Here is a 24,748-nt window from a genome sequence, read left to right as displayed (position 1 = left end):
TCGGTGGTGGTGCGTAGGCTCGGAACATGCTTCCCGGGATGGACCTGTTCGACGCCGCGACCTCAGGCACCCAGGGGACCCCCCGCCCGGGACCGGGCGCGCCGCTGGCCGTGCGCATGCGTCCGGCCGCGCTCGACGAGGTCGCCGGCCAGGAGCACCTGCTCGTCGCCGGTTCGCCGCTGCGTCGCCTCATCGAGGTGGACGGGCCGGGGGCCTCGCGCGCTGCGCCGGGCTCGGTCATCCTGTGGGGCCCGCCGGGCACGGGCAAGACGACCCTCGCGTACCTGATCGCCACGACCTCGGGTCGGCGCTTCGTCGAGCTCTCGGCCGTGACCGCAGGCGTCAAGGACGTGCGTCAGGTCATCGACGACGCGCGTCGGCGCCTCGCGACCGGCGGCGAGGAGACGGTCCTGTTCATCGACGAGGTCCACCGCTTCTCCAAGTCCCAGCAGGACGCGCTGCTGCCCAGCGTGGAGAACCGCTGGGTCACGCTCGTGGCGGCCACGACCGAGAACCCGAGCTTCTCGGTCAACTCCCCGCTGCTCTCGCGCTCGCTCCTGCTCACGCTCAAGCCCCTCACGTCGGGCGACGTGCGCGCCCTGGTGCACCGGGCGCTGGTCGACGAGCGCGGGCTCGGCGGGGCCGTCGCCCTCGCGGAGGAGGCCGAGGAGCACCTGGTCCGCCTCGCGGGCGGCGACGCCCGCAAGGCCCTGACGATCCTCGAGGCCGCCGCGGGCGCCGCGCTCTCCGAGTTCCCGGACGCGCCCGTGCGCACCACCGCCCAGCCCGACGACGACGCGCCGGACGCGAGCGACGCCGTCGGGCAGGACGACGCGCCGGGAGAGGACGGCTCACCGGGAGAGGACGAGGCCGCCGGGACGCCCGGCGAGGACCACGGGACCGTGGTCGTCGACCTCGAGACCATGGAGCGGGCGATCGACGTCGCCGCCGTGCGCTACGACCGCGACGGGGACCAGCACTACGACGTCACGAGCGCCTTCATCAAGTCCGTGCGCGGCTCCGACGTGGACGCGTCCCTGCACTACCTCGCGCGCATGATCGCCGCGGGGGAGGACCCGCGGTTCATCGCCCGGCGGATCGTCATCTCGGCCGCGGAGGACGTCGGCATGGCCGATCCCAGCGCGCTGCAGACCGCGGTCGCGGCCGCCCAGGCCGTCGCGCTCATCGGGATGCCCGAGGCCCGGATCATCCTCGCGGAGGCCGTCGTGCACCTCGCGACCGCACCCAAGTCCAACGCGGCCTACCTCGGGATCGACGCGGCGCTCGCGGACGTGCGCGCGGGCAAGGTCGGGACGGTGCCCGCGCACCTGCGCGACGCACACTATGCCGGGGCCAAGGAGCTGGGGCACGGCAAGGGGTACAAGTACGCGCACGACGCCCCGCACGCGGTCGCGCGCCAGCAGTACCTGCCCGACGTCCTGCAGGGCACGCGCTACTACACACCGACCGACCGCGGGTTCGAGCGGTCGGTGACCGAGCGCCTCGACCGGATCCGGCAGATCCTCGGGGACTGACCGGCACCCGGCGGCACCTGGCGGGTCCCGCGCCGTGCAGCGTGGCCGGCGAGGGACCGGGCGTCACGCCCGGTGCGGTAGACTTCTCAGGTTGTCTCCGCCCGTCAGGGCAGCGGCAACCGCCTGGGACCTCGGCCCCGCAGCCCCGCACGTCATCCTCGACTCGCGTCGACGGGTGGGCATCCTCACGGATCGCGGCGGGCTCATCGGCTGGTCCCGCACCCGGCAATCCGCACGGGTGTGACGTCAAGTACACACGACAGGACAGGAACACACTGTGTCTTCAGTGACTCGTTCGCGCCGCCAGGTTCGCCTGAGCCGCGCGCTGGGCCTCGCGCTCACGCCCAAGGCCGTCAAGCACTTCGAGAAGCGCCCCTACCCGCCCGGTGAGCACGGCCGCGCCCGTCGCCGCACCGAGTCGGACTACGCGGTGCGTCTTCGTGAGAAGCAGCGTCTGCGCGCCCAGTACGCGCTCCGCGAGAAGCAGATGGCTCGCGCCTACGAGGACGCTCGCAAGGACGCCGGTCTGACCGGTGAGGCCATGGTCGAGAACCTCGAGACGCGTCTCGACGCGCTCGTGCTGCGTTCGGGCTTCGCCCGCACCATCCTCCAGGCGCGCCAGGCCGTCGGCCACCGCCACATCCTCGTCGACGGCAAGATCGTCGACCGCCCCTCGTTCAAGGTGAAGCCGGGTCAGACGATCCAGGTCAAGCCGAAGAGCCAGGCCACCACGCCGTTCCAGGTCGCCGCCGCCGGTGCGCACCGCGACGTCCTGCCGGCCGTCCCGGCCTACCTCGACGTCCAGCTCGAGAAGCTGAGCGCCGTCCTGGTGCGTCGCCCCAAGCGCGTCGAGGTCCCCGTGACCTGCGAGGTCCAGCTCGTCGTCGAGTACTACGCTCGCTGATCCTCCTGCGCGGCTGCTGCCGCGCGCCGTGCACGAACGCCTCGCTCACCGCTTCGACGGGGAGCGAGGCGTTCGTGCATCCGGGTAAGGTTTCGCGAGGCGTGCCGTCCGTCGCGTCGCGCCGTCGAAGGAGGAGCAGGAGATGTCCGTAGGAGATGTGGCCGGGCTGATCGCCGCCATCGCATTCGTGCTGCTGGTCGGGGTCCTCGCGGTTCCTCTGGTCAAGCTCGGCCGGGTGCTCGACGAGGCCCGGGTGAGCATCAAGGAGGTCACGGACCACTCGGTGCCGATCCTCGACGAGGCCGCCACGACCGTCGCGACGACCAACAGCCAGCTCGTGAAGGTCGACACGATCACGACGTCGGCCGCGCAGGTCAGCGAGAACGTCTCGGCCCTCACGGGGCTGTACGCGGCGACCTTCGGTGCGCCGCTGGTCAAGGTCGCGGCGTTCACGTACGGCGTGCGCCAGGCGTTCGCGCGGGCCTCGGGCCGTTCGGGCTCCGGACCTCGGACCGGTCGCTGATGCGTCGGGTCTTCTGGGTCGGCGTCGGCGTCGCGATCACCGTGGTCGTCGTCGTCAAGGGACGGCAGGTGGTCGCGCGCTACGCGCCCGCCTCGCTCGTGGACCAGGCCACCGACCAGGTCAACTCGATCGGGGAGAAGGCCACGAGCTTCGCCCGGACCTTCCGGGAGGAGTTCCGCACCGCGCGCGACGCGCGTGAGGCCGAGCTGCTCGCGTCCCTGCTCGCCGAGGGCCAGCCGGACCCCGACGACGTGCGCGCGGCCCGTGCTGCGCGCCGCGAGCGGGCGGGGGAACCCGGCGCCGACGACGAGGACCTCCTCGGGTACTCGTTCTACTGATCCACCCACCGAGCCTGCTTCCCCCCGCCGCGCGACCTGCGTCGCGGGACGGGAGGGAAGCACGTCGGGAACATACTTGTTCTAGCCGGTGTCGCCCGCCCCTGCGGCGTGCCCCGGGCCGTTCCATCACCGACTTCCGAAGGACATCATGCGTACCGCCGAGATCCGCAAGCGTTGGCTCGACTACTTCGCCGCCCAGGACCACACCGTCGTGCCCTCGGCGTCGCTCATCTCGCCGGACCCCTCGACCCTGTTCACGATCGCGGGCATGGTGCCGTTCATCCCGTACATGACGGGCGAGCAGACGGCGCCGTGGGCCCGTGCGACGAGCGTGCAGAAGTGCGTGCGCACCCTCGACATCGACGACGTGGGCAAGACCACGCGCCACGGCACGTTCTTCCAGATGAACGGCAACTTCTCGTTCGGGGACTACTTCAAGGAAGGCGCGATCACCTACGCCTGGGACCTCATCACGCGGTCGCAGGACGACGGCGGGTACGGCATCCCCGAGGACAAGATCTGGGTCACCGTCTTCCACGAGGACGACGAGGCGCGCCAGCTCTGGAAGAAGATCGCGGGGCTGCCGGACGAGCGCATCCAAGGCCTCGGTATGGGACCCAACTACTGGTCCACGGGTGCCCGCGGGCCTGCCGGTCCCTGCTCGGAGATCTTCTTCGACCGCGGCCCGGCGTACGGCCCCGACGGCGGCCCCGCGGTCGACCTCGCGGGTGACCGGTTCCTGGAGATCTGGAACCTCGTCTTCATGCAGTACGAGCGCGGCGACGGCGGGACCAAGGAGTCCTTCCCCATCCTGGGCGAGCTCACGAAGAAGAACATCGACACCGGCATGGGGCTCGAGCGCGTCGCGTTCGTCCTGCAGGGCGTCGACAACATGTACGAGATCGACGAGGTCTTCCCCGTCATCGCGGCAGCCCAGGAGCTCTCGGGCAAGCGCTACGGCGCGGACACCGACGACGACGTGCGCATGCGCGTGGTCGCCGACCACGTCCGCTCGGCCCTCATGATCATCAGCGACGGCGTGCGCCCCTCGAACGAGGGCCGCGGCTACGTCCTGCGCCGGCTGCTGCGCCGCTCGGTGCGCGCCATGCGCCTGCTGGGCGTCGAGGACCCCTCGCTGCCCCAGCTGTTCCCCGTCTCGCGCGACGCCATGCAGGCCTCCTACCCGGAGGTCGGCGCCGACTTCGAGCGCATCTCCCAGATCGCCTACGCCGAGGAGGAGGCGTTCCGTCGCACCCTGACCTCGGGCACCACGATCCTGGACACCGCGGTCGCGGCCGCCAAGACCACGGCCGGGGCAGGCGGCACGCCCGTGCTGCCCGGCGACCAGGCCTTCGCCCTGCACGACACGTACGGCTTCCCGATCGACCTGACCCTCGAGATGGCCGCCGAGCAGGGCGTCCAGGTCGACGAGAAGGCGTTCCGCGCCCTCATGCAGGAGCAGCGCACCCGTGCGCGCGCCGACGCGCTCGCCAAGCGCACGGGCGGCGTCGACACCGCGGCCTACGAGGCCCTGCAGAGCGAGCTCGCCCGCCCGGTCGAGTTCCTGGGCTACACGGACGCCACGGCGTCCGTCAACGTCGTGGGCCTCCTGGTCGACGGCGTGCCCTCCCCGGCCGCGACGGCCCCGGCCGACGTCGAGGTCGTGCTCGACCGCACGCCGTTCTACGCCGAGGCCGGTGGCCAGCTCGCCGACCACGGGACGATCGTGCTCGACGGCGGCGCGACCATCGAGGTCGACGACGTGCAGCGCCCCATCAAGGGCTTCTCGGTCCACCGTGGACGCCTCGTCGAGGGCGTCGTGGCGCTGGGGGACCCCGGCACCGCGCAGATCGACACGGCGCGCCGCAAGGCGATCAGCCGCGCCCACACCGCGACGCACATGATCCACAAGTCCATCCAGGAGGCCCTGGGCAAGGACGCGACGCAGGCCGGTTCGGAGAACGCGCCGAGCCGCATCCGCTTCGACTTCCGCGCCTCGAGCGCGGTGCCGGCGGGCGTGCTGTCCGAGGTCGAGGAGCGGGTCAACACCCAGCTCGCCGAGAACCTCGAGGTCACGGACAAGGTCATGCCCATCGCGGAGGCCCGCGCCCTGGGCGCCATGGCGCTGTTCGGCGAGAAGTACGGCGACCAGGTGCGCGTGGTCTCGATCGGTGGCGACTGGTCGCGCGAGCTGTGCGCGGGCACGCACGTCAAGCAGTCCGGGCAGCTCGGCCTGGTCACGCTGCTCGGCGAGTCCTCGATCGGCTCCGGCGTGCGCCGCGTCGACGCGCTCGTCGGCGACGGTGCCTACGGCTTCCAGGCCAAGGAGCACGCCCTGGTCGGGCAGCTCACGGGCCTGCTGAACGTGCGCACCGAGGAGCTGCCGGACCGGGTGGGCTCGCTCGTGGCGCGCCTGCGCGACGCCGAGAAGGAGCTCGCGGCGCTGCGCCAGGCACAGCTCCTCGCGTCCGCCGCGAACCTCGCGGCCGCCGCGGAGACCGTCGGGACCGTGCGAGTCGTGGTGCACGACGCGGGTGAGGTGGCCTCGGCCGACGACCTGCGCGCCCTCGCGCTCGACGTGCGCGGCCGTCTCGCGGACTCGGCCCCGAGCGTCGTCGCGATCGCCGGCGTCAGCAAGGAGCGTCCGCAGGTCGTGATCGTGACCAACGCACCCGCTCGTGAGGCGGGACTGCGCGCGGGCGCGCTCGCGAAGAAGGCGTCGGGCGTGCTCGGCGGCGGCGGTGGCGGCAAGGACGACATGGCCCAGGGCGGCGGCACCGACGTGTCCGCCCTCCCGGCGGCTCTCGCGGGCATCCGCGACGACGTCGCCTCGGCACTCTGAGCGCGCACCCGATGACGATCGACGACCACCAGGCGGGCACCCCTCTCCCGAGGGGTGCCCGCCTGGGCGTCGACGTGGGCAGCGTGCGTGTCGGGCTCGCCGCAAGCGACCCTGACGGCCTCATCGCGACCCCCGTCGAGACCCTGCCACGGGACATGAAGACCGCCCCCTCCGGCCCCGACACGCCGTCGGGCACGTTCCCGGCAGACGTCGCGCGGATCGCGTCCGAAGTGGAGGAACGGGGTGCACGTGTGGTGTACATCGGGCTTCCTCGGCACCTTTCCGGCGCGGAAGGTGCCGCCACCGCGTCCGCACGTGCGTACGCTGGACTGGTGGCACGTGCCGTCGCACCGGTCCCGGTGCACCTCGTCGACGAACGCATGACGACCGTGAGCGCCCACCAGGCGCTGCGGGCCTCGGGGCGCGCCGGGCGCAAGCAGCGCTCTGTCGTCGACCAGGCGGCGGCGGTTATCATCCTCCAGACCGCTCTGGACCGCGAGCGGAGCGCGGGGGCGCGCGCCGGAGAGTACGTAGAACGTTGATCGTTGCGTCGTGGCAAGGACCGCCGCGCGCACACCCGTCAGGAGGCAGCCTCCCGTGACCGACCTATTCGACCGCCCGCCGGTGCAGCAACAACCACCGTCGCGGGCGACCCGTTCGGGGAGCCGAGACCGTCGCGCCGCGAAGAAGCGCGCGCAGCGACGGCGACGGCGCACTTTGATCGTGGTGCTCGCGCTGGTCCTCGTGGGCGGGGCCGGGTACTACCTGGCCACCAACGCCTCGAGCCTGCTGGGCTTCGAGAACCCGTTCAGCGCCGCGGACTACGAGGGCCAGGGCGTCGACCCCGTCGACGTGACGATCGAGCCGCAGTCGACCGGTACGGCCATGGGGGAGACGCTCGTCGAGGCGGGGGTCGTGAAGTCGGTCAGCGCCTTCGTCAAGGCCTTCAAGGAGAACCCGGACGCCGGCAAGATCCAGCCGGGCAACTACACGTTGCTCACCGAGATGAAGGCGTCTGCCGCGATCACGCTGCTGCTCTCGAAGGAGAGCAAGAACGAGATGAAGCTGACGGTCCCGGAGGGCCGGACGGTCACCCAGATCCTCGACACCGCGGTGTCCGTCACGGGCAAGCCGCGCGAGGAGTTCGAGGCCGCCATGGCCGACCCCGCCGCGGTGGGACTTCCGGCGGAAGCGGGCGGCAACTACGAGGGGTGGCTCTTCCCGGCGACCTACCTCCTGCAGCCGGACGACACCGCCGCCACGATCATCTCCAACATGATCCTGCAGACGACGACCAACCTGGACAGCCTCGGGGTCCCGGCCGAGAACCGCGAGGAGGTGATCGTCAAGGCGTCACTGGTCGAGCGCGAGGCAAAGGCCGACGAGGACCGCCCCAAGATGGCGCGGGCGATCCAGAACCGTCTCGAGCGGGACATGACCCTCGACATCGATGCTGCCGTGGCGTACGGCCTCGGCCGGTCGGGGGTGACTCTCAGCACCACGGACCTCGCGGATGCGAGCAACCCCTACAACACCTACAAGCACAAGGGGCTGCCGCCCGGCCCCATCGCCTCCCCGGGGATGAAGTCGATCGAGGCCGTGCTCAACCCGGAGCCGGGCGACTGGATCTTCTGGATCGCGGTCAATCTCGACACGGGGGAGACCAAGTTCTCATCCACGAACGCCGAGCACGAGCGGTACCGCGCGGAGCTCAGGCAGTGGCAGAAGGAGAACCCGTGACGGTCGGCGCCGTGCGTCGCGCCGCCGTCCTGGGCCACCCCGTCGCCCACTCGCTCTCGCCCGTCCTGCACTCGGCCGCGTACCGCGCGCTGGGGCTGGACGGGTGGGAGTACTCCGCGGTCGACGTGACCGAGGAGGAGCTGGCGTCGTTCGTGGAGGGGCTCGACGAGAGCTGGGCCGGGCTCAGCCTGACCATGCCGCTCAAGCAGGTCGTCCTGCCCCTCCTGGACCACGTCGAGCCGCTCGCGGGCGTCGTGGGTGCCGTGAACACGGTCCTGTTCCAGCCCACGGGGTCGGGGCGCACGCTCGTGGGCGCCAACACCGACGTCCACGGCCTCGTGGCCGCGCTGCGCGAGGGGCTGGGGGATCGCCCGGTCGGCTCGGCCATGGTGCTGGGGGCGGGCGCGACCGCGGCCTCGACGCTGGCCGCGCTCGCCGAGCTCGGCTGCACGGCCCCGACCGTCCTGGTGCGGTCGCTCGGGCGCACGGGCGGGTTGCAGCGTGCCGCGCACCGCATGGGGGTCGCCCCACGCTTCGCGGTGCTCGACCCAGCGTCGCCGCTCGTGGCGCAGGCGGACGTCGTCGTCTCGACGCTGCCCTCACGGGCCGCGGACCCGGTCGCGGACGCCCTTACCGTGCAGTCCGCCGCCGGGGCGTCGGGCCCCCGCGGCGTGCTGCTCGACGTGGTCTACGACCCGCGCCCGACGGCGCTCTCCCGCGCCTGGGCGGACGCCGGTGCCACCGTGGTGGGCGGCGAGCGCATGCTCCTGCACCAGGCCGCCGAGCAGGTGCGTCTGATGACGGGGCGCGTCGCGCCGCTCGCGGCGATGGCCGAGGCCCTGGAGGCTGCCCTCGCACCGAGCACCGCCAGGATCTGAGACCGGGGCCGCGGCCGGCGCTGTGCGCTCAGCCCAGCAGCAGCGCCTCATCGAGCACCGCGGGACCACCGATCAGACCGACGAGCGCGCCCGCGAGCATGAACGGGCCGAACGGGATCGCCGAACGTCGTCCTGCCCGCCTCGTGGCGAGCAGGACGAGGGCCCAGGAACCGCCGAGGAAGAAGGCCGCGCTCGCCCCCACGGCGAGCTCGGCCCACCCGCACCACGCGAGCATCGCGCCGATCAGCCCGGCGAGCTTCACGTCGCCGAAGCCCAGCCCCGACGGCGCGAGGGCCAGCAGGAAGTACGCGCCGTAGAGGCCCAGACCGCCGGCCGACGCGCGGAGGAGCGCACCGCCGTCGGGCCCGAGCAGGCCGGCAAGGCCCAGCAGCACCGCCAGGACCGGGTAGGACGGCAGCACCAGGGCGTCCGGGAGGCGGTGCGTGCGGGCGTCGATCACGGCGAGCGCCGACCCGACGAGAGCGAGGTACCCGGCCGCGGGAAGCGCCACCACGGGGTGGCCCGCGTCCCACGCCCCCACGACCGTGGCGGGCACGGCCACCGCCGTCACCGCGAGGACCGCGCGACGGTGCGGGCGCACCTCGGCCACGGCCCGGCGCCAGATCCGGACGGGCCGACGCGCGGTCGCCAGGTCCGGAGCGCCGGCGTCCGGGCTCGTCTCGACGGAACCGTCCTGCCCCGGCGCGTCGACCGGACCCCCGCCCCCTGCGTTCGTCACCCGGCGAACCTAGCGCAGCGGGCCGCGCCGGGGCGGGCGCCGTCCACAGGCCCGTCGACACGCCCGTGCGCCCGGCTGCGACCCCGTGCGTCCGGGCGCCGCCCCGCCGGGCGGTCCGCACTGCGGTCGGGTTCGGGGCCGCGCCGGGTGACGTGGGAGGATTCTGCTCATGCTTCGTTGGTTGACATCGGGTGAGTCGCACGGTCCGGCGCTGGTCGGCATCCTGGAAGGGCTGCCCGCAGGGGTCGAGCTCGTGACGAAGGACGTGCAGGACGCGCTCGCGCGCCGCCGCCTCGGGTACGGGCGCGGTGCGCGCATGAAGTTCGAGCAGGACGAGGTCCGTGTCCTTGCCGGGCTGCGCCTGGGGCTGACGCAGGGCGGTCCGCTCGCGATCGAGATCGGCAACACCGAGTGGCCCAAGTGGGTCGACGTGATGAGCGCGGACCCCGTGCCCGCCGAGGCCTTGCAGGTCGACGCCGGGACGGGCGACGTGCGGGAGATCGCCCGCAACCGTCCCCTGACACGCCCACGTCCCGGGCACGCGGACCTCGTCGGCATGCGCAAGTACGCGTTCGACGACGCGCGTCCGGTCCTGGAGCGCGCCTCGGCCCGCGAGACCGCGACCCGCGTCGCGCTCGGGGTGGCTGCGGCCAAGTTCCTCGAGCAGGCCGTCGGGATCCGCCTCGTCTCGCACGTCGTGGGCATCGGCACGGTCGACGTCCCCGAGGGCACGGACCTCCCGCGGCCCGACGACGTCGCGCGGCTCGACGCCGACCCGGTGCGCTGCTTCGACCCCGCGAGCTCCGCGGCGATGGTCGCCGAGATCGACGAGTGCCACAAGGACGGCGACACCCTGGGCGGCGTGGTCGAGGTCCTGGCGTACGGCGTCCCGTCGGGGCTGGGCACCTACGTGCAGTCGGACCGTCGCCTCGACGCTCGCCTCGCGGCCGTGCTCATGGGGATCCAGGCCATCAAGGGCGTCGAGGTCGGCGACGGCTTCCGCACCGCACGCCGTCGCGGCTCCCAGGCGCACGACGAGATCGTGCGCGGCGAGGACGGTCACCTGCACCGTCTGAGCAACCGTGCGGGCGGCGTCGAGGGCGGCATGTCCAACGGCGAGGTGCTGCGCGTGCGCGCGGCCATGAAGCCCATCTCGACCGTCCCCCGCGCGCTCGCGACGGTCGACGTCGCCACGGGCGAGCCCGCCAAGGCCCAGCACCAGCGCTCGGACGTGTGCGCCGTGCCGCCCGCCGCCGTGGTCGCCGAGGCCATGGTCGCGCTCGTCCTCGCCGAGGCCGTCCTGGAGAAGTTCGGTGGCGACTCGGTCTCCGAGGTCTGCCGCAACGTCGAGGGCTACCTGGCGTCGGTCCCCGAGCTGCTGCGCTGAGATGACCACGAGCAGCAGCCCCCGCGTCGTCCTCATCGGCCCTCCCGGCAGCGGCAAGTCCACGGTCGCGAGTGTCCTGGCCGAGCGTCTGGGCCTCGCGGCGCGCGACACCGACACCGACGTGGAGGTCCTCGCGGGCAAGACCGTCGCGGACGTCTTCCTCGAGGACGGCGAGCCGCACTTCCGCGGCCTCGAGCGCGAGGCCGTGACCCAGGCGCTCGCGGTCCACGAGGGCGTCCTCGCCCTGGGGGGTGGCGCCGTCCTCGACGAGCACTCCCAGGCGGCCCTCGAGGCCTACTCGGCCGCCGGGGGAGTCGTGGTCTTCCTCGACGTCTCCCTGGCCCACGCGGGCCCGCGGGTCGGGTTCAACCAGGCGCGGCCACTGCTGCTCGGCAACCCCCGGGCCAGGTGGCAGGCGCTCATGGAGCAGCGCCGACCCGTCTACGAGCGGCTCGCCACGGTGCGGGTCGTGACGGACGCGCGCACCCCCCGCCAGGTGGCCGGGGAGATCGAAGCAGCACTCGGCGGTACGTCCCAGGACGTCGCGGCCGACCAGACGAGGAGCGAGCAGTGAACGACCAGCAGACGACCGAGGCCGACGGGCCGTCCCTCAGCGCTGCGACCCCGCAGGGCACACCGGCGACCCCGGCCCGCGTGCGGGTCGAGGGCGCCCAGCCCTACGACGTGCTCATCGGGCGCCACCTGCTCGGGGAGCTGCCCTCGATGCTGGGTCCGGACGTCCGCCGCGTCCTCGTGATCCACCCGTCCGCGCTCGCGACGTCCGCGGACACGGTGCGCGAGGACCTGCTCGCGGTCGGCTACGAGGCGTACATCGCCGAGGTCCCGGACGCCGAGGAGGCCAAGACCGCGCAGGTCGCGGCATTCCTGTGGCAGGTGCTCGGGCAGGCCGACTTCACGCGCAGCGACGCGATCGTCTCGGTCGGCGGTGGCGCCACGACCGACCTCGCGGGCTTCGTCGCCGCGACGTGGCTGCGCGGCATCAAGGTCGTGCACGTCCCGACGACGCTGCTCGCCATGGTCGACGCGGCGGTAGGCGGCAAGACGGGCATCAACACGGCCGAGGGCAAGAACCTCGTGGGCGCGTTCCACCCGCCCGCGGGGGTCCTGTGCGACGTCGCGGCCCTCGAGTCGCTGCCCAAGTTCGACTTCGTCGCGGGGCTCGCGGAGATCGTCAAGACCGGCTTCATCGCCGATCCACGCATCCTCGAGCTCGTCGAGGAGAACGTCGACGAGCTCAAGAGCTGGGGCGGGGCCGATGTGCCTGCCTCGACGTGGGCCGTGGTCGTCGAGCTCATCGAGCGTTCGGTCGCGGTCAAGGCGCGCGTCGTGGGCGAGGACCTCAAGGAGGCCGGCCTGCGCGAGATCCTCAACTACGGGCACACCCTGGGCCACGCGGTCGAGCTCACCGAGCGCTACGCGTGGCGTCACGGCGCGGCCGTGTCGGTCGGGATGGTCTTCGCGGCCGAGCTCGCGCGCCTCGCGGGGCGCCTCGACGACGAGACCGTGGACCGCCACCGCGCGATCCTCGGCAGCCTCGGACTGCCGCTGACCTACCGTGGCGACCGCTGGGAGCAGCTCCTGTCCGCGATGCGACGCGACAAGAAGTCCCGCGGCGACATGCTGCGCTTCGTCGTGCTCGACGGCCTGGCCAAGCCCGGGCGCCTCGAGGGTCCGGACCCGGCGCTGCTCGCCGCTGCGTACGCCGAGATCTCGATCGACGCCCCGAGGGGTGGCCCGATCGCCCTCTGACGCGCCGCCGTCGGGCATCCTGCGGCACGCGACACGGCCCGCCTCCTCGGGGAGGCGGGCCGTTCGTCGTCCCGGGTGGAGGGCCGGTCAGCCCCAGCGGTCCCGCGCGGTCAGCACGTCGCGCAGCAGGTCCGCCCGGTCGGTCACGATGCCGTCGACGCCCAGGTCGAGGAGCCGCGCCATCTCGACCGGGTCGTTGATGGTCCACACGTGCACCTGGCGACCGGCGGCGTGCGCGGCGGCCACCGTCCGGGCGTCCACGACCCGCACACGCCCCTGCCCGACGGGGACCTGCAGGCAGTCCGCGCCCCGCAGCGCCCACGAGGCGACGACGCCGAACGGGCCACGAGGGGCGCCCGCCCGGGCGGCGAGCAGGAACGTGGCGACCTCGCTCGTCCCGGTCGAGGTCGCCACGGGCCGGGTGAGGAGTGCGACCGTCCGGCGGCGCCGCGCGGGGGAGAAGGACGTCACGCACACCCGCTCGTGCGCGCGCGTGCGCTCGATCACCGCCGCGACGGGCCCGACGGCGGAGTCCGCCTTGACGTCGACGTTCACGCGCAGGTCCGGCCAGGTGCCCAGGACGTCCTCCAGGAGCGGCACGGGCTCGACCCCGCCGATCCGTGACCGCCGCACCGCCTCCCAGGGCAGGTCCGCGACCAGGCCCGTGCCGTCGGTCGTGCGGTCCAGGCTCGCGTCGTGCAGGGCGACCGCGACGCCGTCGGACGTCGCGTGCGCGTCGGTCTCGACGTAGCGGAAGCCCAGGTCCCGGGCCGCAGCGAACGCCGCGAGGGAGTTCTCGAGCCCGTCCCGGGAGAAGCCGCGGTGCGCGAGCGCGACGAACCCGGTGGGGGAGTCGAGGTAGGGATGGTGCCAGGCACCCGGGCGGCCGCCTCGGGCCTCGGCACGGCTCACCGGGAGGCCCCCGCCGCGTGCCCCTCGCCCTGCCCGACCCGGTCACCGAGCCAGTCCAGCACACCGTCCAGGTAGGCGAGCCGGGGGCCGTCCGTCGAGAGCGTGAGGTCGTGCACCCCGCCCTCGATCGCCCGGACCGTCACGTCGACCCCGACGCGCGGGGCGAGCCGCTCGATCTGGGCGACGTCCAGGACCGTGTCCTGGGAGTCGAGCAGCGGGTTGTCCAGGTCGTCGGGCCCCGAGGACGCCGAGTGCGCGACCAGCACGGGGCACGAGACGTCGAGCCCCCGCGCCAGCCGTGCCTGCCCCTGGCGCACCGCGCGCAACCACCCCGCCCGCACGGGCAGACCCTCGGGACGCTTGAGCGTCGGGTCGAACTCCCACCGGCCCCCGTTCGAGGCCAGCAGGTGCGCCGCGTACGCCGAGGGCGCTGCGCTCAGCACGGCGAGCGGGGACCACGGCCCGACGGCGTCGAGCACCCGGGTGGCGATCGTCCGGTTCAACCAGCTCGAGTTGAGGTCGAGGAACGGCGAGTCCAGCACCAGAGCGTCGATCAGCCGCTGACGACGGTGCGCGTGCGCCCACAACGGCGCCACGAGCCCACCCGTCGAGTGCGCGTGCACCACGACCGGCAGCCCCGGGTGCAGACCCCGGACGGCAGCGACCGCGACCGACAGGTCCGTCGCCGACTCCCGCAGGTCCTCGACGAAGTGCGGCACCTGCCCCGGGCGGAGCGAGCGGCCCGCCGCACGCAGGTCCACCGCGAAGAACGCGAAGCCCGCATCCTCGACCGCCCGCGCCAGATGCTCCTGGAAGAAGTAGTCGTTGTACCCGTGCACGTGCAGGAACACGCCACGCGGACCGCCGTCCGAGAAGCCCGCCTCGCCCGTGCCCATGCCGTGCGCACGTCGCACGAGCGTCGCGACGGGCGCAGGAGCGGGCTCGGGGACCGTCACGGCTCCGGGGTGCGCGTCACGGTCCGTGGCGGCGCTCGCGGCCCGGTGGGGCAGGGGAGGGACGAGGGCGAGGATGCCGTTCCTCGCCGCGGGCAGGGGGCCTCCCGTGGGCAGGGTCGCGGCCTCGAACCCGGCGAGCAGCCGGTCGGGCTCCCACGGCAGCCCTGTTCCTGCCGTGGCCGTCATGACCGGCTCCACCATCCTCAGACCTCCGTGCTCGACCCTGCCGCCCCCGCAGGCACCGCCGCGAGGTCCTTGCCGCCGTCCACGCCGTCCCCGGCGGGGAAGCGCACGAAGAGCATGAGCACGAGACCCACGAGGATCACGGCGACGATCCCCAGGATGCCCCAGTACTGCTGGCCGGACACGGCGACCATGGTCGCGAAGGCCATCGGGGCGAGGAAGCTCGCCGCGCGCCCCGTGGTCGCGTACAGGCCGAACGCCTCGGCCTCGCGGCCCTCGTCGCTGATCCGTCCGAGGAGGCCGCGGCTCGCGGACTGGGCCGGACCGACGAACGCGCACAGCAGCAGACCCCACAGCCAGAAGACGCTCGCGCCGCCGTCGTGCTGGACGAAGACCGCGGTGCCGGAGATCACGAGGCCCACGAGCGAGCCGAGGATCACCCGGCGCGGGCCGATCCTGTCGTCGAGCCAGCCGGCCGCGATCGTGGACAGGCCCGCGACGACGTTCGCCGCGATCGCGAACACGATGACCTCGCTCGCGCTGAAGCCGAACGTGCCCGACGCGATCACGGCGCCGAACGTGAAGACGCCCGCCAGGCCGTCGCGGTAGACGGCGCTCGCGACGAGGTAGCCGAGCGTCGAGCGGCGCGTGCGCCACAGGTGCACCAGGTCGCGGCCGAGCTTGCGGTAGGCGCCGACGACGCCGATGGGGGCCGATCCTCCGCGGCGCGGCGACTCGGGGACCGCGAGGAGCACGGGGATCGCGAACACCGCGAACCACACGGCGGACAGCAGGACGCTGACGCGGATGTCCATGCCGTCGGCGCCCGTGATCCCGAACCAGCCGACCTCGGGGTTGATGAAGCCGACGAACAGCACGAGCAGCAGCACGATCCCGCCGACGTATCCGGCGCCCCACCCGATGCCGCTGATGCGCCCGATCGTGCGCGGCGTGGAGATGTCGAGCAGCAGCGCGTTGTACGCGACCGAGGCCAGCTCGAAGAAGACGTTGCCCGCCGAGAGCAGCACGACGCCCAGGATCACGGCGTCGGACAGCGACCCGGGGGTCGGTTGCACGAAGAACATCGCGACCATGGCCGCGACGGTCGCCGCGGTGTTGACCCCGAGCCACACCTTGCGCCGGCCCGAGGCGTCCGCGAGCGCCCCGAGCGCGGGCGCGAGCAGGGCGATGAGGGCTCCGGCGATGGTGAGCCCCCACCCGAGCCACGCGGTGTGGTCGGCCATGACGGCCTGGGGGTCGGCCGCGCCTGCCTCGACGAACGCGTCGCTCGTGATCCAGCGCGTGAAGACGAAGGTCGTGACGACGGCGTTGAACGCGGCCGACCCCCAGTCCCACAGGGACCAGGCGAGGACCTGGCGACGTCCGACCGCAGGACGGGGCGCGGGGGAGCCGTGGCCTGCGTCGGGGGCGCGGGGGGCGTCACCGTCGGATGTGGCGGGGGTCACGTTCGTGTGATCTGGCACGCGCGCATCGTAGACCGTCCGGCGGGCGCGAGGGTGAACGCTCAGGGGACGGGGCCTGCTGTACGGTCGGGGCACCTTGCCCGGCCGCGCTGCGGCGGCCGGTGCCCGGTGCAGAAAGGGTGGCGTTCGTGGGAGATCGAGCGGAGGGCGACGGCCCCGGCGGACGTGCCCTGGCCATGCCGACGCCCGAGGACCCGGGCCGAGCCCCGGTCTGGGAGAACTACGTCGTCGCGCAGGTGGCGCAGGCGTCGCTCGGGCTGGTTCCTCGCAACGCGGTCGCACTGGGCGTCCGGGTCGACGGGTGCGACCTCACGCTCCTCGGCGTGCTCAAGCGACGGACCGTGAAGGCTCAGGAAGATCTCGAGGAGATCGTCGACGAGCTCGAGATGCTGCTCGGCCCCCGTCCCCGGGTCGAGCTGTCCGTGGAGGTGCTGGCTCGGCGCGAGATCTGGCGCCATCGCGACGTTCGCTGGACGTTCCTGGCCCGTTCGTGAGCCGGCAATGGACGGTCACGGCCACGGCCGCGCCCTCCCCGCTAGGCTTTGCGCATGACTCGTGTCCTGATCCTCAACGGTCCCAACCTCGGTCGCCTGGGCGTCCGCGAGCCCGACGTCTACGGGGCGGCCTCCTACGCCGACCTGGTCGCGGCGGGGGAGCGGTGGGGCGCGGAGAACGGCCTCGAGGTGCAGGTGCGTCAGACGGACGACGAGTCGGAGCTGGTCGGGTGGCTGCACGGTGCGGTCGACGACGGCGCGCACGTGGTGCTTAACCCGGCGGCGTTCACGCACTACTCGTACGCGCTGCGCGACGCTGCCGCACAGGTGACCAAGGCGGGGCTGCTGCTGGTCGAGGTGCACCTGAGCAACCCGGCCGCGCGCGAGGAGTTCCGCCACAACTCGGTCATCGGCGGGGTGGCGACGGGGACGGTGGCCGGCTTCGGGTTCGACTCCTACCGCCTGGCGGTCCTCGCGATCGTGTCGAAGCTCGCGGTCTAGGTCCCCTCAAGTGGTGGGGCTTGATTCTCTTCTATCAAGCCCCAGCCGTTGATCATGAGGGATCAAGCGTCTACCGTGGAGGGATGTTCGTCCTGACCGTGGACCAGAGGGCCAGCACCCGCCGAGGAGACCTCGTGCCGGAGGTGCTGGCCGCGCTCGCACCCTTCGACGCGCGTGACGGGGTCGTCATCGGCTTCGACCGCACCGTCGGCGACGAGGTCCAGGCCGTGCTCGACGACGCCGCGCTCGTCGTGGAGATCGTCCTCGCCCTGGGCAGGTGGGGAGGGTGGAGCACGGGCCTCGGCCTCGGCGACGTGCTGCCCGGTCCGGACGGGGGCCTGCCCGCGGCATCGCGCGAGGCGTCCGGATCGGCGTTCGTGCACGCCCGGGCCGCGGTCGAGCGGGCCAAGACCCGCGGCACCCACGTCCCGCTCGCGGTCGAGGGGCCGGACCGGGCAGCGGCGGGAGAGGTCGAGGCGCTCCTGCGGCTCCTGCTCGCCGTGGGCGCCCGCCGCACTCCCGCGGGGTGGGAGGTCGTGGACGCGCTGGCGCGCGTGGGTGGCACCCAGAAGGATGTGGCCCGAGACCTCGGGATCAGCGAGCAGGCCGTGAGCCAACGGCTGCGCGCGAGCCTGTGGTCCGAGGAAGCGGCCGTCCGGCCGGTCGTGACGAGGCTCCTCCAGGAGGCAGACGCATGAGCTTCACCACAGGGTTGGCCGTCGCAGGGGTCGTGCTCGCGACGCTCGTGCTGAGCGTGCTGGGCGGCATGCTCGTGACACCGTGGGTCCTGCGGGCTGCCGCCCGTCGGTCCGAGGCGGAGGGGGAGCTCCCGCCCGCCCGTGACCCCGGGCCCGTCCCGCCGCCACCCGGCCGCGCCGTCCCGGCTGCTGGCCCGAGCGCAGCGGCGAGCGCACCCGTGCCTCCTCCGCCCCCGGCAGGGCCGCCCTCCCCGGCCCCCGTGCCCGCGGCGCCCGACCCGGCGACCGGTGCGGCGCCGTCGGACCCCGGCGGGCCCGTGGGCACCGAAGCCGTCCAGACGCTGCGCGGCGGGACCTGGATCGGGATCCTCGAACGCCTCGCGATCACGGGCTGCCTGCTCGCCGGATATCCCGCGGGGGTCGCGTTCGTGGTCGCCATCAAGGGCCTCGGGCGCTACCCCGAGCTGCGCGAGCACCCGGTCGGCGCCGAGCGCTTCCTGATCGGCACGCTCGCCTCGATGATCTGGGCCGCGGCGACCGGACTGCTGGGCGCAGCGATCCTTGGACTCCTCCGGTAGACTGGACCGGGCCTTTCGCGGCCCCCGCGAACTCGCAGCGCCGACGTGCGCCCAGCGAAGCCCGGGGAGCCCGCCAGGGAAGGCCGGCTACCGCCAGGGCGCGCACCCGAACGTGTGCGCATCAGTGGCTCGCACGCGGATCGCGCGGTGAGGCACCCCGACGGCAGCACCATGACAACGCGACAGGAAGACCGAACGTGGCGACGACCAACGACATCAAGAACGGCACCGTGCTCAAGCTCGACGGCCAGCTGTGGACGATCATCGAGTTCCAGCACGTCAAGCCCGGCAAGGGTGGCGCCTTCGTTCGCACCAAGATGAAGAACGTCCTGTCCGGCAAGACCGTCGACAAGACCTTCAACGCCGGCCTCAAGATCGAGACCGCGAACGTCGACAAGCGCGACATGCAGTACCTGTACAAGGACGGCGACGACTTCGTCTTCATGGACACCTCGACGTACGACCAGATCACGGTCCCGGCCGCGACCGTCGGCGACGCCGCCAACTACATGCTCGAGAGCCAGAACGCGCTCGTCGCGACCAACGAGGGTGTCCCGCTCTACATCGAGCTCCCCCCGTCGGTCGTCCTCGAGATCACCTACACCGAGCCGGGCCTGCAGGGCGACCGCTCGACCGGTGGCACCAAGCCCGCGACCCTCGAGACCGGTGCGCAGATCCAGGTCCCGCTCTTCCTCGAGCAGGGCACCAAGGTCAAGGTCGACACCCGCGACGGCTCCTACCTGGGGCGCGTGAACGACTGACGTGGGTGCTCGAACCAAGGCACGCAAGCGCGCCCTCGACGTCCTCTTCGAGGCCGAGCAGCGCCAGCTGGACCCGCAGACCCTCCTCGCCGACCGGGTCGTCGACTCGGGCACCCAGACGCCCCTGCCGCAGTACAGCGTGGACCTCGTCGAGGGCGTGCTGGCGCACCGCGAGCGGATCGACGAGCTCCTCGAGACCTACTCGCACGGGTGGACGCTCGACCGCATGCCCGCGGTCGACCGTGCGCTCCTGCGCATCGGCAGCTGGGAGATCCTCTACAACGACGACGTCCCCGACGCCGTCGCGATCGACGAGGCCGTCGACCTGGCCCGCGAGCTGTCCACGGACGACTCGCCGAGCTTCGTCAACGGCCTGCTGGCCCGCATCGAGGAGATGAAGCCGACGATCCTGGCCTGAGGCCCGGACGCCGTCGGGCGTCCCCCAGGCGCGCGGCCCAGCGTCCGCGCCCAGGCGACGCCAGGTGCCGGTGTGCCGGTCCCGCCCTCGTGGCGGGGCCGGCACACGTGCGTGCGGGCCCGTCGAACGCCTCGTCACCTCGCGACCGCAGTGTGATCAACGACGCCCGCCCAGCCCGTGAGAAGCAACCCGGCCCGGTCCGGGCGAGGGGTAGGGTGAAGGCGTCAGATTTCCTTTAAGGCCCGTCCAGTGAGGCGGGGAAGGAGGTCACCAGAATGAGTTCTGGGCCTGCTGTGCCATCTTCCGAACCGACCGTCACCCCCGAGGACCCCTCGGACGGCGTGACCACCGTTCTCGGCGAAGCCGAGATCGCGCGGGCACTGACCCGCATCGCCCACGAGGTCGTCGAGCGCAACAAGGGCGCGCACGACGTGGTCCTCCTGGGCATCCCGACGCGCGGCGTCCCCCTGGCCGAGCGGCTCGCCGAGCGTCTCGCGACGATCGAGCCCGGCCTGGTGCCTGCGGACGTCGTCGGAGAGCTCGACGTCACGATGTACCGCGACGACCTCCACAAGCACCCCGTGCGGACCATCGGTGCCACGCGCCTGCCCGCGTCCGGGATCGACGGCAAGGTCGTCGTCCTGGTCGACGACGTGCTGTTCTCCGGGCGCACCATCCGGGCCGCGCTCGACGCGATCAGCGACATCGGTCGCCCCCGCGCCGTCCAGCTCGCCGCGCTGGTCGACCGCGGCCACCGCGAGCTGCCGATCCGCCCCGACTACGTGGGCAAGAACCTGCCCACGTCGCTGTCCGAGCGCGTGAGCGTACGCCTCGTCGAGACCGACGGCGCGCCCGACGGTACGTCCGGCGCGGGTGGGCACGTGACCGACGCCGTCCTCATCAGCCAGCGGTCCACCTCCACCTCCAGCGAGGGCACCCGATGAAGCACCTGCTGTCCACCGCGGACCTCGCGCGCGCCGACGCCATCCGCATCCTCGACACGGCCGCCCAGATGGCCGCCACGCAGTCGCGGGAGATCAAGAAGCTCCCGACGCTGCGCGGTCGCACGGTCGTCAACCTGTTCTTCGAGGACTCGACGCGCACCCGCATCTCGTTCGAGACCGCGGCCAAGCGCCTGTCGGCCGACGTCATCAACTTCTCGGCCAAGGGCTCGAGCGTCTCCAAGGGCGAGTCCCTCAAGGACACGGCCCTCACGCTCCAGGCCATGGGCGCGGACGCGGTCGTGATCCGCCACCAGGCCTCCGGCGCGCCGCACACGCTCGCGCACGCGGGCTGGGTCGAGGCGGCCGTCGTCAACGCGGGCGACGGGATGCACCAGCACCCGACGCAGGCGCTGCTCGACGCCTTCACCATGCGCCGCCACCTCGTGGGCCGCGGCGCCGCGGGGGCGTCGGTCGCCGGCGACCCGACCGGCCAGGACCTCGCGGGCCTCAAGATCGCGATCGTGGGCGACGTGCTGCACTCGCGCGTCGCGCGCTCGAACGTCCACCTGCTGCACACGCTGGGCGCGCAGGTCACCCTGGTCGCGCCCCCCACGCTCGTGCCCGTGGGCGTCGAGACGTGGCCGTGCGACGTGTCGTACCACCTCGACGAGGTCCTCGCCGAGACCACCCCCGACGCCGTGATGATGCTCCGCGTCCAGCGCGAGCGCATGAGCGGCTCGGGCGCCGGCGGGGGAGCGTTCTTCCCCAACCCGCTCGAGTACACGCGCAACTACGGGCTCGACGGGCGCCGCCTGGCGCTCCTGCCGGACCACACGATCGTCATGCACCCCGGCCCGATGAACCGCGGCCTGGAGATCTCCGCCGAGGCCGCCGACTCACCGCGCGCGGTGATCGTCGAGCAGGTCGCCAACGGCGTGGCGGTCCGCATGGCCGTCCTCTACCTGCTCCTCGCGGGCGACGCATCGAAGGAAAGGGCTGGACTCGAATGAGCGAGCAGACCACGAACCCCACCTACGTCCTGCAGGGCGCGGCCCCGCTGGGCGGCGACCCGGTCGACCTCGTCCTCGCGGGCGGCGTCATCTCCGAGGTCCGCGCGGCGAACAGCCCCGTCGCGGACGACGAGACGGCCGTCGACGCGACCGGCCTGGTCGCCCTGCCCGGCCTCGTCGACCTGCACACGCACCTGCGCGAGCCGGGCCGCGAGGACGCCGAGACCATCGTCTCGGGCACGCGGGCCGCGGCCGTGGGCGGTTTCACGGCCGTGCACGCCATGGCCAACACGACCCCGGTCGCGGACACCGCGGGCGTCGTCGAGCAGGTGTGGCGCATCGGGCGTGACGCGGGCTGGGTCGACGTCCACCCGGTCGGCGCGGTCAGCGTCGGCCTCGAGGGCCACCAGCTCGCCGAGATCGGCGCCATGGCGGACTCGGCGGCGCGCGTGCGCGTCTTCTCCGACGACGGCAAGTGCGTGTGGGACCCCATCCTCATGCGCCGCGCCCTGGAGTACGTCAAGGCGTTCGACGGCGTCGTGGCCCAGCACGCGCAGGAGCCGCGCCTCACGGAGGGCGCCCAGATGAACGAGGGCGTCGTCTCGGCCGAGCTCGGCCTCGCGGGCTGGCCTGCGGTCGCGGAGGAGGCGATCATCGCGCGTGACGTGCTGCTCGCCGAGCACGTGGGCTCGCGCCTGCACGTGTGCCACCTGTCCACCGCGGGCTCGGTCGAGATCGTCCGGTGGGCCAAGGGCCGCGGGATCGACGTCACGGCGGAGGTCACGCCGCACCACCTGGTGCTGACCGACGAGCTCGCCCGGGACTACGACCCGACGTTCAAGGTCAACCCGCCGCTGCGCACCGCCGCGGACGTCGAGGCCGTGCGCCAGGGCCTGGCGGACGGCACGATCGACATCGTCGCGACCGACCACGCGCCGCACACGCGCGAGGACAAGGACTGCGAGTGGGCCGCGGCCGCGTTCGGGATGACCGGTCTGGAGACGGCGCTGAGCGTCGTGCAGCAGACCATGGTCGACTCGGGCCGCATGACCTGGGCGGACGTGGCACGCGTCCTGTCGGCCGCGCCCGCGCGCATCGGCCGCATCGACGAGGGCCCGACGGCGCAGGGTCGCCCGCTCGAGGTCGGCGAGCCCGCCAACGTGGTCCTCGTGGACCCGGCGGCACGCCGCGTCGTCGACGGCCGCTCGCAGGCCACGGCCAGCACCAACACGCCGTTCCACGGCTACGAGCTGCCGGGCCGCGTCGTGGCGACGTTCCTGCGCGGTCGCGCGACCGTCCTGGACGGCGCTCCTGTCGAGCAGGTCGCGGAGGTCCGCTCGTGAACCTCCCCCTGCCCGTCGCGGTCGGCATCTGGGTCGTCATCGGCCTGGTCCTGCTCGCCGTCGTCTTCGTGGGCCTCAAGCGTCTGACGACCCGCACGGCCCAGACCGTCCCGGCCCCGCCCGCGGTCCCGGACGGCGACCTCGGCGAGGTCGTCGCGGGGCCGTTCACCGCGGTCTACGTGTCGAGCACGCTCGCGGGGGACTGGCTCGCCCGCGTCGGCGCGCACCGCCTCGGCTTCCGGTCGAACGCGACCGTGACCGTGCACCGGGCAGGCGTGCTGATCGCCCGTCAGGGAGCCCCGGACCTGTTCCTGGCCGCGAGCGCCCTCGAGGGCGTGACGCTGGCCCCGGGCATGGCGGGCAAGTACGTCGGGCAGGACGGCCTGGTCGTGCTGACGTGGACCGTGCCGGCCGCCGGCCAGGCACCGGCCACCCGCTTGGATACTGGACTCCGGACCCAGCTCGCCCCGGACCGTGCCACCCTCCTGAACGCAGTCCGCGAGCTTCTTCCCGCCGCCGACAGCGCACCGAACGACGACTCGAAGGAGCCGCAGCAGTGAGCATCTCGACCCCCAGCACGGACGCCCTGGACACCGACCGGACCGCGGTCCTGGTCCTCGAGGACGGGACGACCCTGACCGGTCGCGCCTACGGGGCCCGTGGCACGACGTTCGGCGAGATCGTCTTCAACACCGGCATGACCGGCTACCAGGAGACGCTGACCGACCCGTCCTACCACCGGCAGATCGTCGTCATGACGGCCCCCCACATCGGGAACACCGGCGTGAACGACGACGACCCCGAGTCCCGCAAGATCTGGGTCAGCGGGTTCGTGGTGCGCGACCCCGCGCGCCGCCCGTCGAACTGGCGCTCGGCCGGCTCCCTGACCGACGAGCTCGTCGAGCAGGGGATCGTGGGGATCAGCGACGTCGACACGCGCGCGCTGACCCGTCACCTGCGCGACCGCGGCGTGATGCGCGCCGGTGTCTTCTCGGGCGGCGCGCTGGTGCGCGACGGCTACCTGCGCCCGACCGAGGAGCTCGTCGAGCTCGTCCGCTCGGCCCCCGCGATGGCCGGGGCGGACCTGGCCCGCGAGGTCAGCACCCCCACGGCCTACGTGGTCGAGCCCTCGGGGGAGTTCGCCGGCAAGGAGCCGCTCAAGACGGTCGTGGCGGTGGACCTCGGTATCAAGTCGATGACCCCCCAGCGCCTGTCGGAGCGCGGCATCCGGGTGCACGTCGTGCCCTCGTGGTCCACGATCGAGGACGTCCTGGCCCTCGACCCGGACGGCGTGTTCTTCTCGAACGGCCCGGGCGACCCGAGCGCCGCGACGCACGAGGTCACGCTGCTGCGCGAGGTCCTCGACCGCCGTCTGCCGTACTTCGGCATCTGCTTCGGCAACCAGATCCTGGGTCGCGCGCTGGGCTTCGGCACGTACAAGCTCGCGTACGGCCACCGCGGCATCAACCAGCCCGTGATGGACCTCGCCACGCGCAAGGTCGAGATCACGTCCCAGAACCACGGCTTCGCGGTCGACGCCCCCATCGGGGAGCAGGCGACCGCACCGCACGACGGCGGCCGCTACGGCCGTGTCGTCGTCTCGCACATCGGGCTCAACGACGACGTGGTGGAGGGCCTCGAGTGCCTCGACATCCCCGCGTTCTCGGTCCAGTACCACCCGGAGGCAGCCGCCGGCCCGCACGACGCCGCCTACCTCTTCGACCGCTTCCTCGACCTCATGACGTCCGGCGCGGCCTCTGCCGCCGGCCTCTCGGCCGCCACGCCGCAGACGTCCGCAAAGGAGAACTGA

The 24,748-nt window shown here is 73.0% G+C and carries 26 protein-coding genes; 22 read left to right on the top strand and 4 right to left on the bottom strand.

Annotation, left to right across the window (positions count from 1 at the left end; all coding sequences use genetic code 11):
- The first annotated feature begins 38 nt into the window (after positions 1-38).
- The 8 genes from JOD48_RS10870 (at position 39) to JOD48_RS10835 (ending at position 8,760) form a co-directional block, all read left to right on the top strand.
- On the top strand, positions 39-1,535 hold the full coding sequence (locus JOD48_RS10870; RefSeq protein WP_204810547.1) for a replication-associated recombination protein A: 1,497 nt from the start codon (positions 39-41) through the stop codon (positions 1,533-1,535).
- Between the two features lie 277 nt (positions 1,536-1,812).
- Positions 1,813-2,439: a 30S ribosomal protein S4 gene (gene rpsD / locus JOD48_RS10865; protein WP_191790464.1), complete on the top strand. Its 627-nt coding sequence runs from the start codon at positions 1,813-1,815 to the stop codon at positions 2,437-2,439.
- A 142-nt stretch (positions 2,440-2,581) separates the two neighbouring features.
- On the top strand, positions 2,582-2,962 hold the full coding sequence (locus JOD48_RS10860; RefSeq protein ID WP_191790463.1) for a DUF948 domain-containing protein: 381 nt from the start codon (positions 2,582-2,584) through the stop codon (positions 2,960-2,962).
- On the top strand, positions 2,962-3,300 hold the full coding sequence (locus tag JOD48_RS10855; protein WP_204809001.1) for a hypothetical protein: 339 nt from the start codon (positions 2,962-2,964) through the stop codon (positions 3,298-3,300). Before JOD48_RS10860 ends, JOD48_RS10855 begins: the two co-directional genes overlap by 1 nt.
- A 148-nt stretch (positions 3,301-3,448) precedes the next feature.
- A complete protein-coding gene (gene alaS / locus JOD48_RS10850; protein ID WP_204808999.1) occupies positions 3,449-6,142 on the top strand; it encodes an alanine--tRNA ligase in 2,694 nt (897 codons plus the stop codon).
- Between the two features lie 11 nt (positions 6,143-6,153).
- Positions 6,154-6,684 carry a Holliday junction resolvase RuvX gene (ruvX, locus tag JOD48_RS10845; RefSeq protein WP_191790460.1) on the top strand — a complete coding sequence of 177 codons (531 nt, stop codon included), beginning with the start codon at positions 6,154-6,156 and terminating at the stop codon, positions 6,682-6,684.
- Between the two features lie 181 nt (positions 6,685-6,865).
- Positions 6,866-7,882 (top strand): endolytic transglycosylase MltG, encoded by a 1,017-nt coding sequence (mltG, locus tag JOD48_RS10840; protein WP_307824099.1) that lies wholly within the window; start codon positions 6,866-6,868, stop codon positions 7,880-7,882.
- Positions 7,879-8,760, top strand: a complete 882-nt coding sequence (locus tag JOD48_RS10835) for a shikimate dehydrogenase (protein WP_204808995.1) — start codon at positions 7,879-7,881, stop codon at positions 8,758-8,760. Before mltG ends, JOD48_RS10835 begins: the two co-directional genes overlap by 4 nt.
- A gap of 28 nt (positions 8,761-8,788) precedes the next feature.
- On the opposite strand, the gene JOD48_RS10830 is transcribed toward JOD48_RS10835, so the two are convergent.
- On the bottom strand, positions 8,789-9,499 hold the full coding sequence (locus JOD48_RS10830; protein WP_307824098.1) for a prepilin peptidase: 711 nt from the start codon (positions 9,497-9,499) through the stop codon (positions 8,789-8,791).
- Positions 9,500-9,668: 169 nt separating this feature from the next.
- On the opposite strand from JOD48_RS10830, the gene aroC reads away from it, so the two are divergent.
- The 3 genes from aroC (at position 9,669) to aroB (ending at position 12,656) form a co-directional block, all read left to right on the top strand.
- On the top strand, positions 9,669-10,886 hold the full coding sequence (gene aroC, locus JOD48_RS10825) for a chorismate synthase (protein WP_204808992.1): 1,218 nt from the start codon (positions 9,669-9,671) through the stop codon (positions 10,884-10,886).
- A 1-nt stretch (position 10,887) separates the two neighbouring features.
- Positions 10,888-11,460, top strand: coding sequence for a shikimate kinase (locus JOD48_RS10820; protein ID WP_191790456.1), 573 nt, complete (start codon positions 10,888-10,890; stop codon positions 11,458-11,460).
- Between the two features lie 80 nt (positions 11,461-11,540).
- Positions 11,541-12,656 carry a 3-dehydroquinate synthase gene (gene aroB, locus JOD48_RS10815; protein WP_307824299.1) on the top strand — a complete coding sequence of 372 codons (1,116 nt, stop codon included), beginning with the start codon at positions 11,541-11,543 and terminating at the stop codon, positions 12,654-12,656.
- A gap of 87 nt (positions 12,657-12,743) precedes the next feature.
- On the opposite strand, the gene JOD48_RS10810 is transcribed toward aroB, so the two are convergent.
- Genes JOD48_RS10810 through JOD48_RS10800 form a run of 3 tightly spaced genes read right to left on the bottom strand, consistent with a single transcriptional unit; the run spans position 12,744 to position 16,191 of the window.
- Positions 12,744-13,568, bottom strand: coding sequence for a glycerophosphodiester phosphodiesterase family protein (locus tag JOD48_RS10810; RefSeq protein WP_204808988.1), 825 nt, complete (start codon positions 13,566-13,568; stop codon positions 12,744-12,746).
- Positions 13,565-14,710: an alpha/beta fold hydrolase gene (locus JOD48_RS10805; protein ID WP_204808986.1), complete on the bottom strand. Its 1,146-nt coding sequence runs from the start codon at positions 14,708-14,710 to the stop codon at positions 13,565-13,567. The genes JOD48_RS10810 and JOD48_RS10805 overlap by 4 nt, the downstream gene beginning before the upstream one ends.
- 17 nt (positions 14,711-14,727) lie before the next feature.
- The gene (locus JOD48_RS10800) at positions 14,728-16,191 is read right to left on the bottom strand and encodes an MFS transporter (protein WP_307824097.1); all 1,464 of its coding nucleotides are present in this window, start codon (positions 16,189-16,191) and stop codon (positions 14,728-14,730) included.
- Positions 16,192-16,319: 128 nt separating this feature from the next.
- Between JOD48_RS10800 and JOD48_RS10795 the strand changes: the two genes are divergently transcribed.
- The 11 genes from JOD48_RS10795 to carA all read left to right on the top strand — a co-directional run bounded on the left by JOD48_RS10795 (position 16,320) and on the right by carA (position 24,748).
- Complete coding sequence (locus JOD48_RS10795; RefSeq protein WP_204808984.1) at positions 16,320-16,685, top strand: hypothetical protein; 366 nt, start codon at positions 16,320-16,322, stop codon at positions 16,683-16,685.
- 54 nt (positions 16,686-16,739) lie between these two features.
- Positions 16,740-17,186 (top strand): type II 3-dehydroquinate dehydratase, encoded by a 447-nt coding sequence (locus JOD48_RS10790; protein ID WP_204808982.1) that lies wholly within the window; start codon positions 16,740-16,742, stop codon positions 17,184-17,186.
- 83 nt (positions 17,187-17,269) lie between these two features.
- Positions 17,270-17,884 carry a hypothetical protein gene (locus JOD48_RS10785; protein ID WP_191790452.1) on the top strand — a complete coding sequence of 205 codons (615 nt, stop codon included), beginning with the start codon at positions 17,270-17,272 and terminating at the stop codon, positions 17,882-17,884.
- Positions 17,881-18,462, top strand: a complete 582-nt coding sequence (locus tag JOD48_RS10780; protein ID WP_204808980.1) for a hypothetical protein — start codon at positions 17,881-17,883, stop codon at positions 18,460-18,462. Before JOD48_RS10785 ends, JOD48_RS10780 begins: the two co-directional genes overlap by 4 nt.
- 197 nt (positions 18,463-18,659) lie before the next feature.
- A complete protein-coding gene (gene efp, locus JOD48_RS10775) occupies positions 18,660-19,223 on the top strand; it encodes an elongation factor P (RefSeq protein WP_138824390.1) in 564 nt (187 codons plus the stop codon).
- Position 19,224: 1 nt separating this feature from the next.
- On the top strand, positions 19,225-19,641 hold the full coding sequence (nusB, locus tag JOD48_RS10770; protein WP_138824391.1) for a transcription antitermination factor NusB: 417 nt from the start codon (positions 19,225-19,227) through the stop codon (positions 19,639-19,641).
- Between the two features lie 275 nt (positions 19,642-19,916).
- Positions 19,917-20,585, top strand: coding sequence for a bifunctional pyr operon transcriptional regulator/uracil phosphoribosyltransferase PyrR (gene pyrR / locus JOD48_RS10765; protein ID WP_191790449.1), 669 nt, complete (start codon positions 19,917-19,919; stop codon positions 20,583-20,585).
- Positions 20,582-21,595 carry an aspartate carbamoyltransferase catalytic subunit gene (locus JOD48_RS10760; protein ID WP_191790448.1) on the top strand — a complete coding sequence of 338 codons (1,014 nt, stop codon included), beginning with the start codon at positions 20,582-20,584 and terminating at the stop codon, positions 21,593-21,595. The genes pyrR and JOD48_RS10760 overlap by 4 nt, the downstream gene beginning before the upstream one ends.
- Positions 21,592-22,938, top strand: coding sequence for a dihydroorotase (locus JOD48_RS10755; RefSeq protein WP_204808978.1), 1,347 nt, complete (start codon positions 21,592-21,594; stop codon positions 22,936-22,938). Before JOD48_RS10760 ends, JOD48_RS10755 begins: the two co-directional genes overlap by 4 nt.
- Positions 22,935-23,498, top strand: coding sequence for a PH-like domain-containing protein (locus JOD48_RS10750; protein WP_307824096.1), 564 nt, complete (start codon positions 22,935-22,937; stop codon positions 23,496-23,498). The genes JOD48_RS10755 and JOD48_RS10750 overlap by 4 nt, the downstream gene beginning before the upstream one ends.
- Positions 23,495-24,748: a glutamine-hydrolyzing carbamoyl-phosphate synthase small subunit gene (carA, locus tag JOD48_RS10745; RefSeq protein ID WP_204808976.1), complete on the top strand. Its 1,254-nt coding sequence runs from the start codon at positions 23,495-23,497 to the stop codon at positions 24,746-24,748. Before JOD48_RS10750 ends, carA begins: the two co-directional genes overlap by 4 nt.

Source organism: Oerskovia paurometabola, assembly GCF_016907365.1.
GTDB classification, from domain to species: domain Bacteria; phylum Actinomycetota; class Actinomycetes; order Actinomycetales; family Cellulomonadaceae; genus Oerskovia; species Oerskovia paurometabola.
This window is presented reverse-complemented; position numbering and strand designations above follow the sequence as displayed.

What these genes read in the sequence shown, in the direction of transcription:
- JOD48_RS10870 (WP_204810547.1), top strand. Translation starts at nt 39, where the DNA reads ATGGACCTGTTCGACGCCGCGACCTCAGGCACCCAGGGGACCCCCCGC.
- JOD48_RS10860 (WP_191790463.1), top strand. Translation starts at nt 2,582, where the DNA reads ATGTCCGTAGGAGATGTGGCCGGGCTGATCGCCGCCATCGCATTCGTG.
- JOD48_RS10855 (WP_204809001.1), top strand. Translation starts at nt 2,962, where the DNA reads ATGCGTCGGGTCTTCTGGGTCGGCGTCGGCGTCGCGATCACCGTGGTC.
- alaS (WP_204808999.1), top strand. Translation starts at nt 3,449, where the DNA reads ATGCGTACCGCCGAGATCCGCAAGCGTTGGCTCGACTACTTCGCCGCC.
- ruvX (WP_191790460.1), top strand. Translation starts at nt 6,154, where the DNA reads ATGACGATCGACGACCACCAGGCGGGCACCCCTCTCCCGAGGGGTGCC.
- aroC (WP_204808992.1), top strand. Translation starts at nt 9,669, where the DNA reads ATGCTTCGTTGGTTGACATCGGGTGAGTCGCACGGTCCGGCGCTGGTC.
- JOD48_RS10820 (WP_191790456.1), top strand. Translation starts at nt 10,888, where the DNA reads ATGACCACGAGCAGCAGCCCCCGCGTCGTCCTCATCGGCCCTCCCGGC.
- JOD48_RS10805 (WP_204808986.1), bottom strand. Translation starts at nt 14,710, where the DNA reads ATGACGGCCACGGCAGGAACAGGGCTGCCGTGGGAGCCCGACCGGCTG.
- JOD48_RS10790 (WP_204808982.1), top strand. Translation starts at nt 16,740, where the DNA reads ATGACTCGTGTCCTGATCCTCAACGGTCCCAACCTCGGTCGCCTGGGC.
- JOD48_RS10785 (WP_191790452.1), top strand. Translation starts at nt 17,270, where the DNA reads ATGTTCGTCCTGACCGTGGACCAGAGGGCCAGCACCCGCCGAGGAGAC.
- JOD48_RS10780 (WP_204808980.1), top strand. Translation starts at nt 17,881, where the DNA reads ATGAGCTTCACCACAGGGTTGGCCGTCGCAGGGGTCGTGCTCGCGACG.
- pyrR (WP_191790449.1), top strand. Translation starts at nt 19,917, where the DNA reads ATGAGTTCTGGGCCTGCTGTGCCATCTTCCGAACCGACCGTCACCCCC.
- JOD48_RS10760 (WP_191790448.1), top strand. Translation starts at nt 20,582, where the DNA reads ATGAAGCACCTGCTGTCCACCGCGGACCTCGCGCGCGCCGACGCCATC.
- JOD48_RS10755 (WP_204808978.1), top strand. Translation starts at nt 21,592, where the DNA reads ATGAGCGAGCAGACCACGAACCCCACCTACGTCCTGCAGGGCGCGGCC.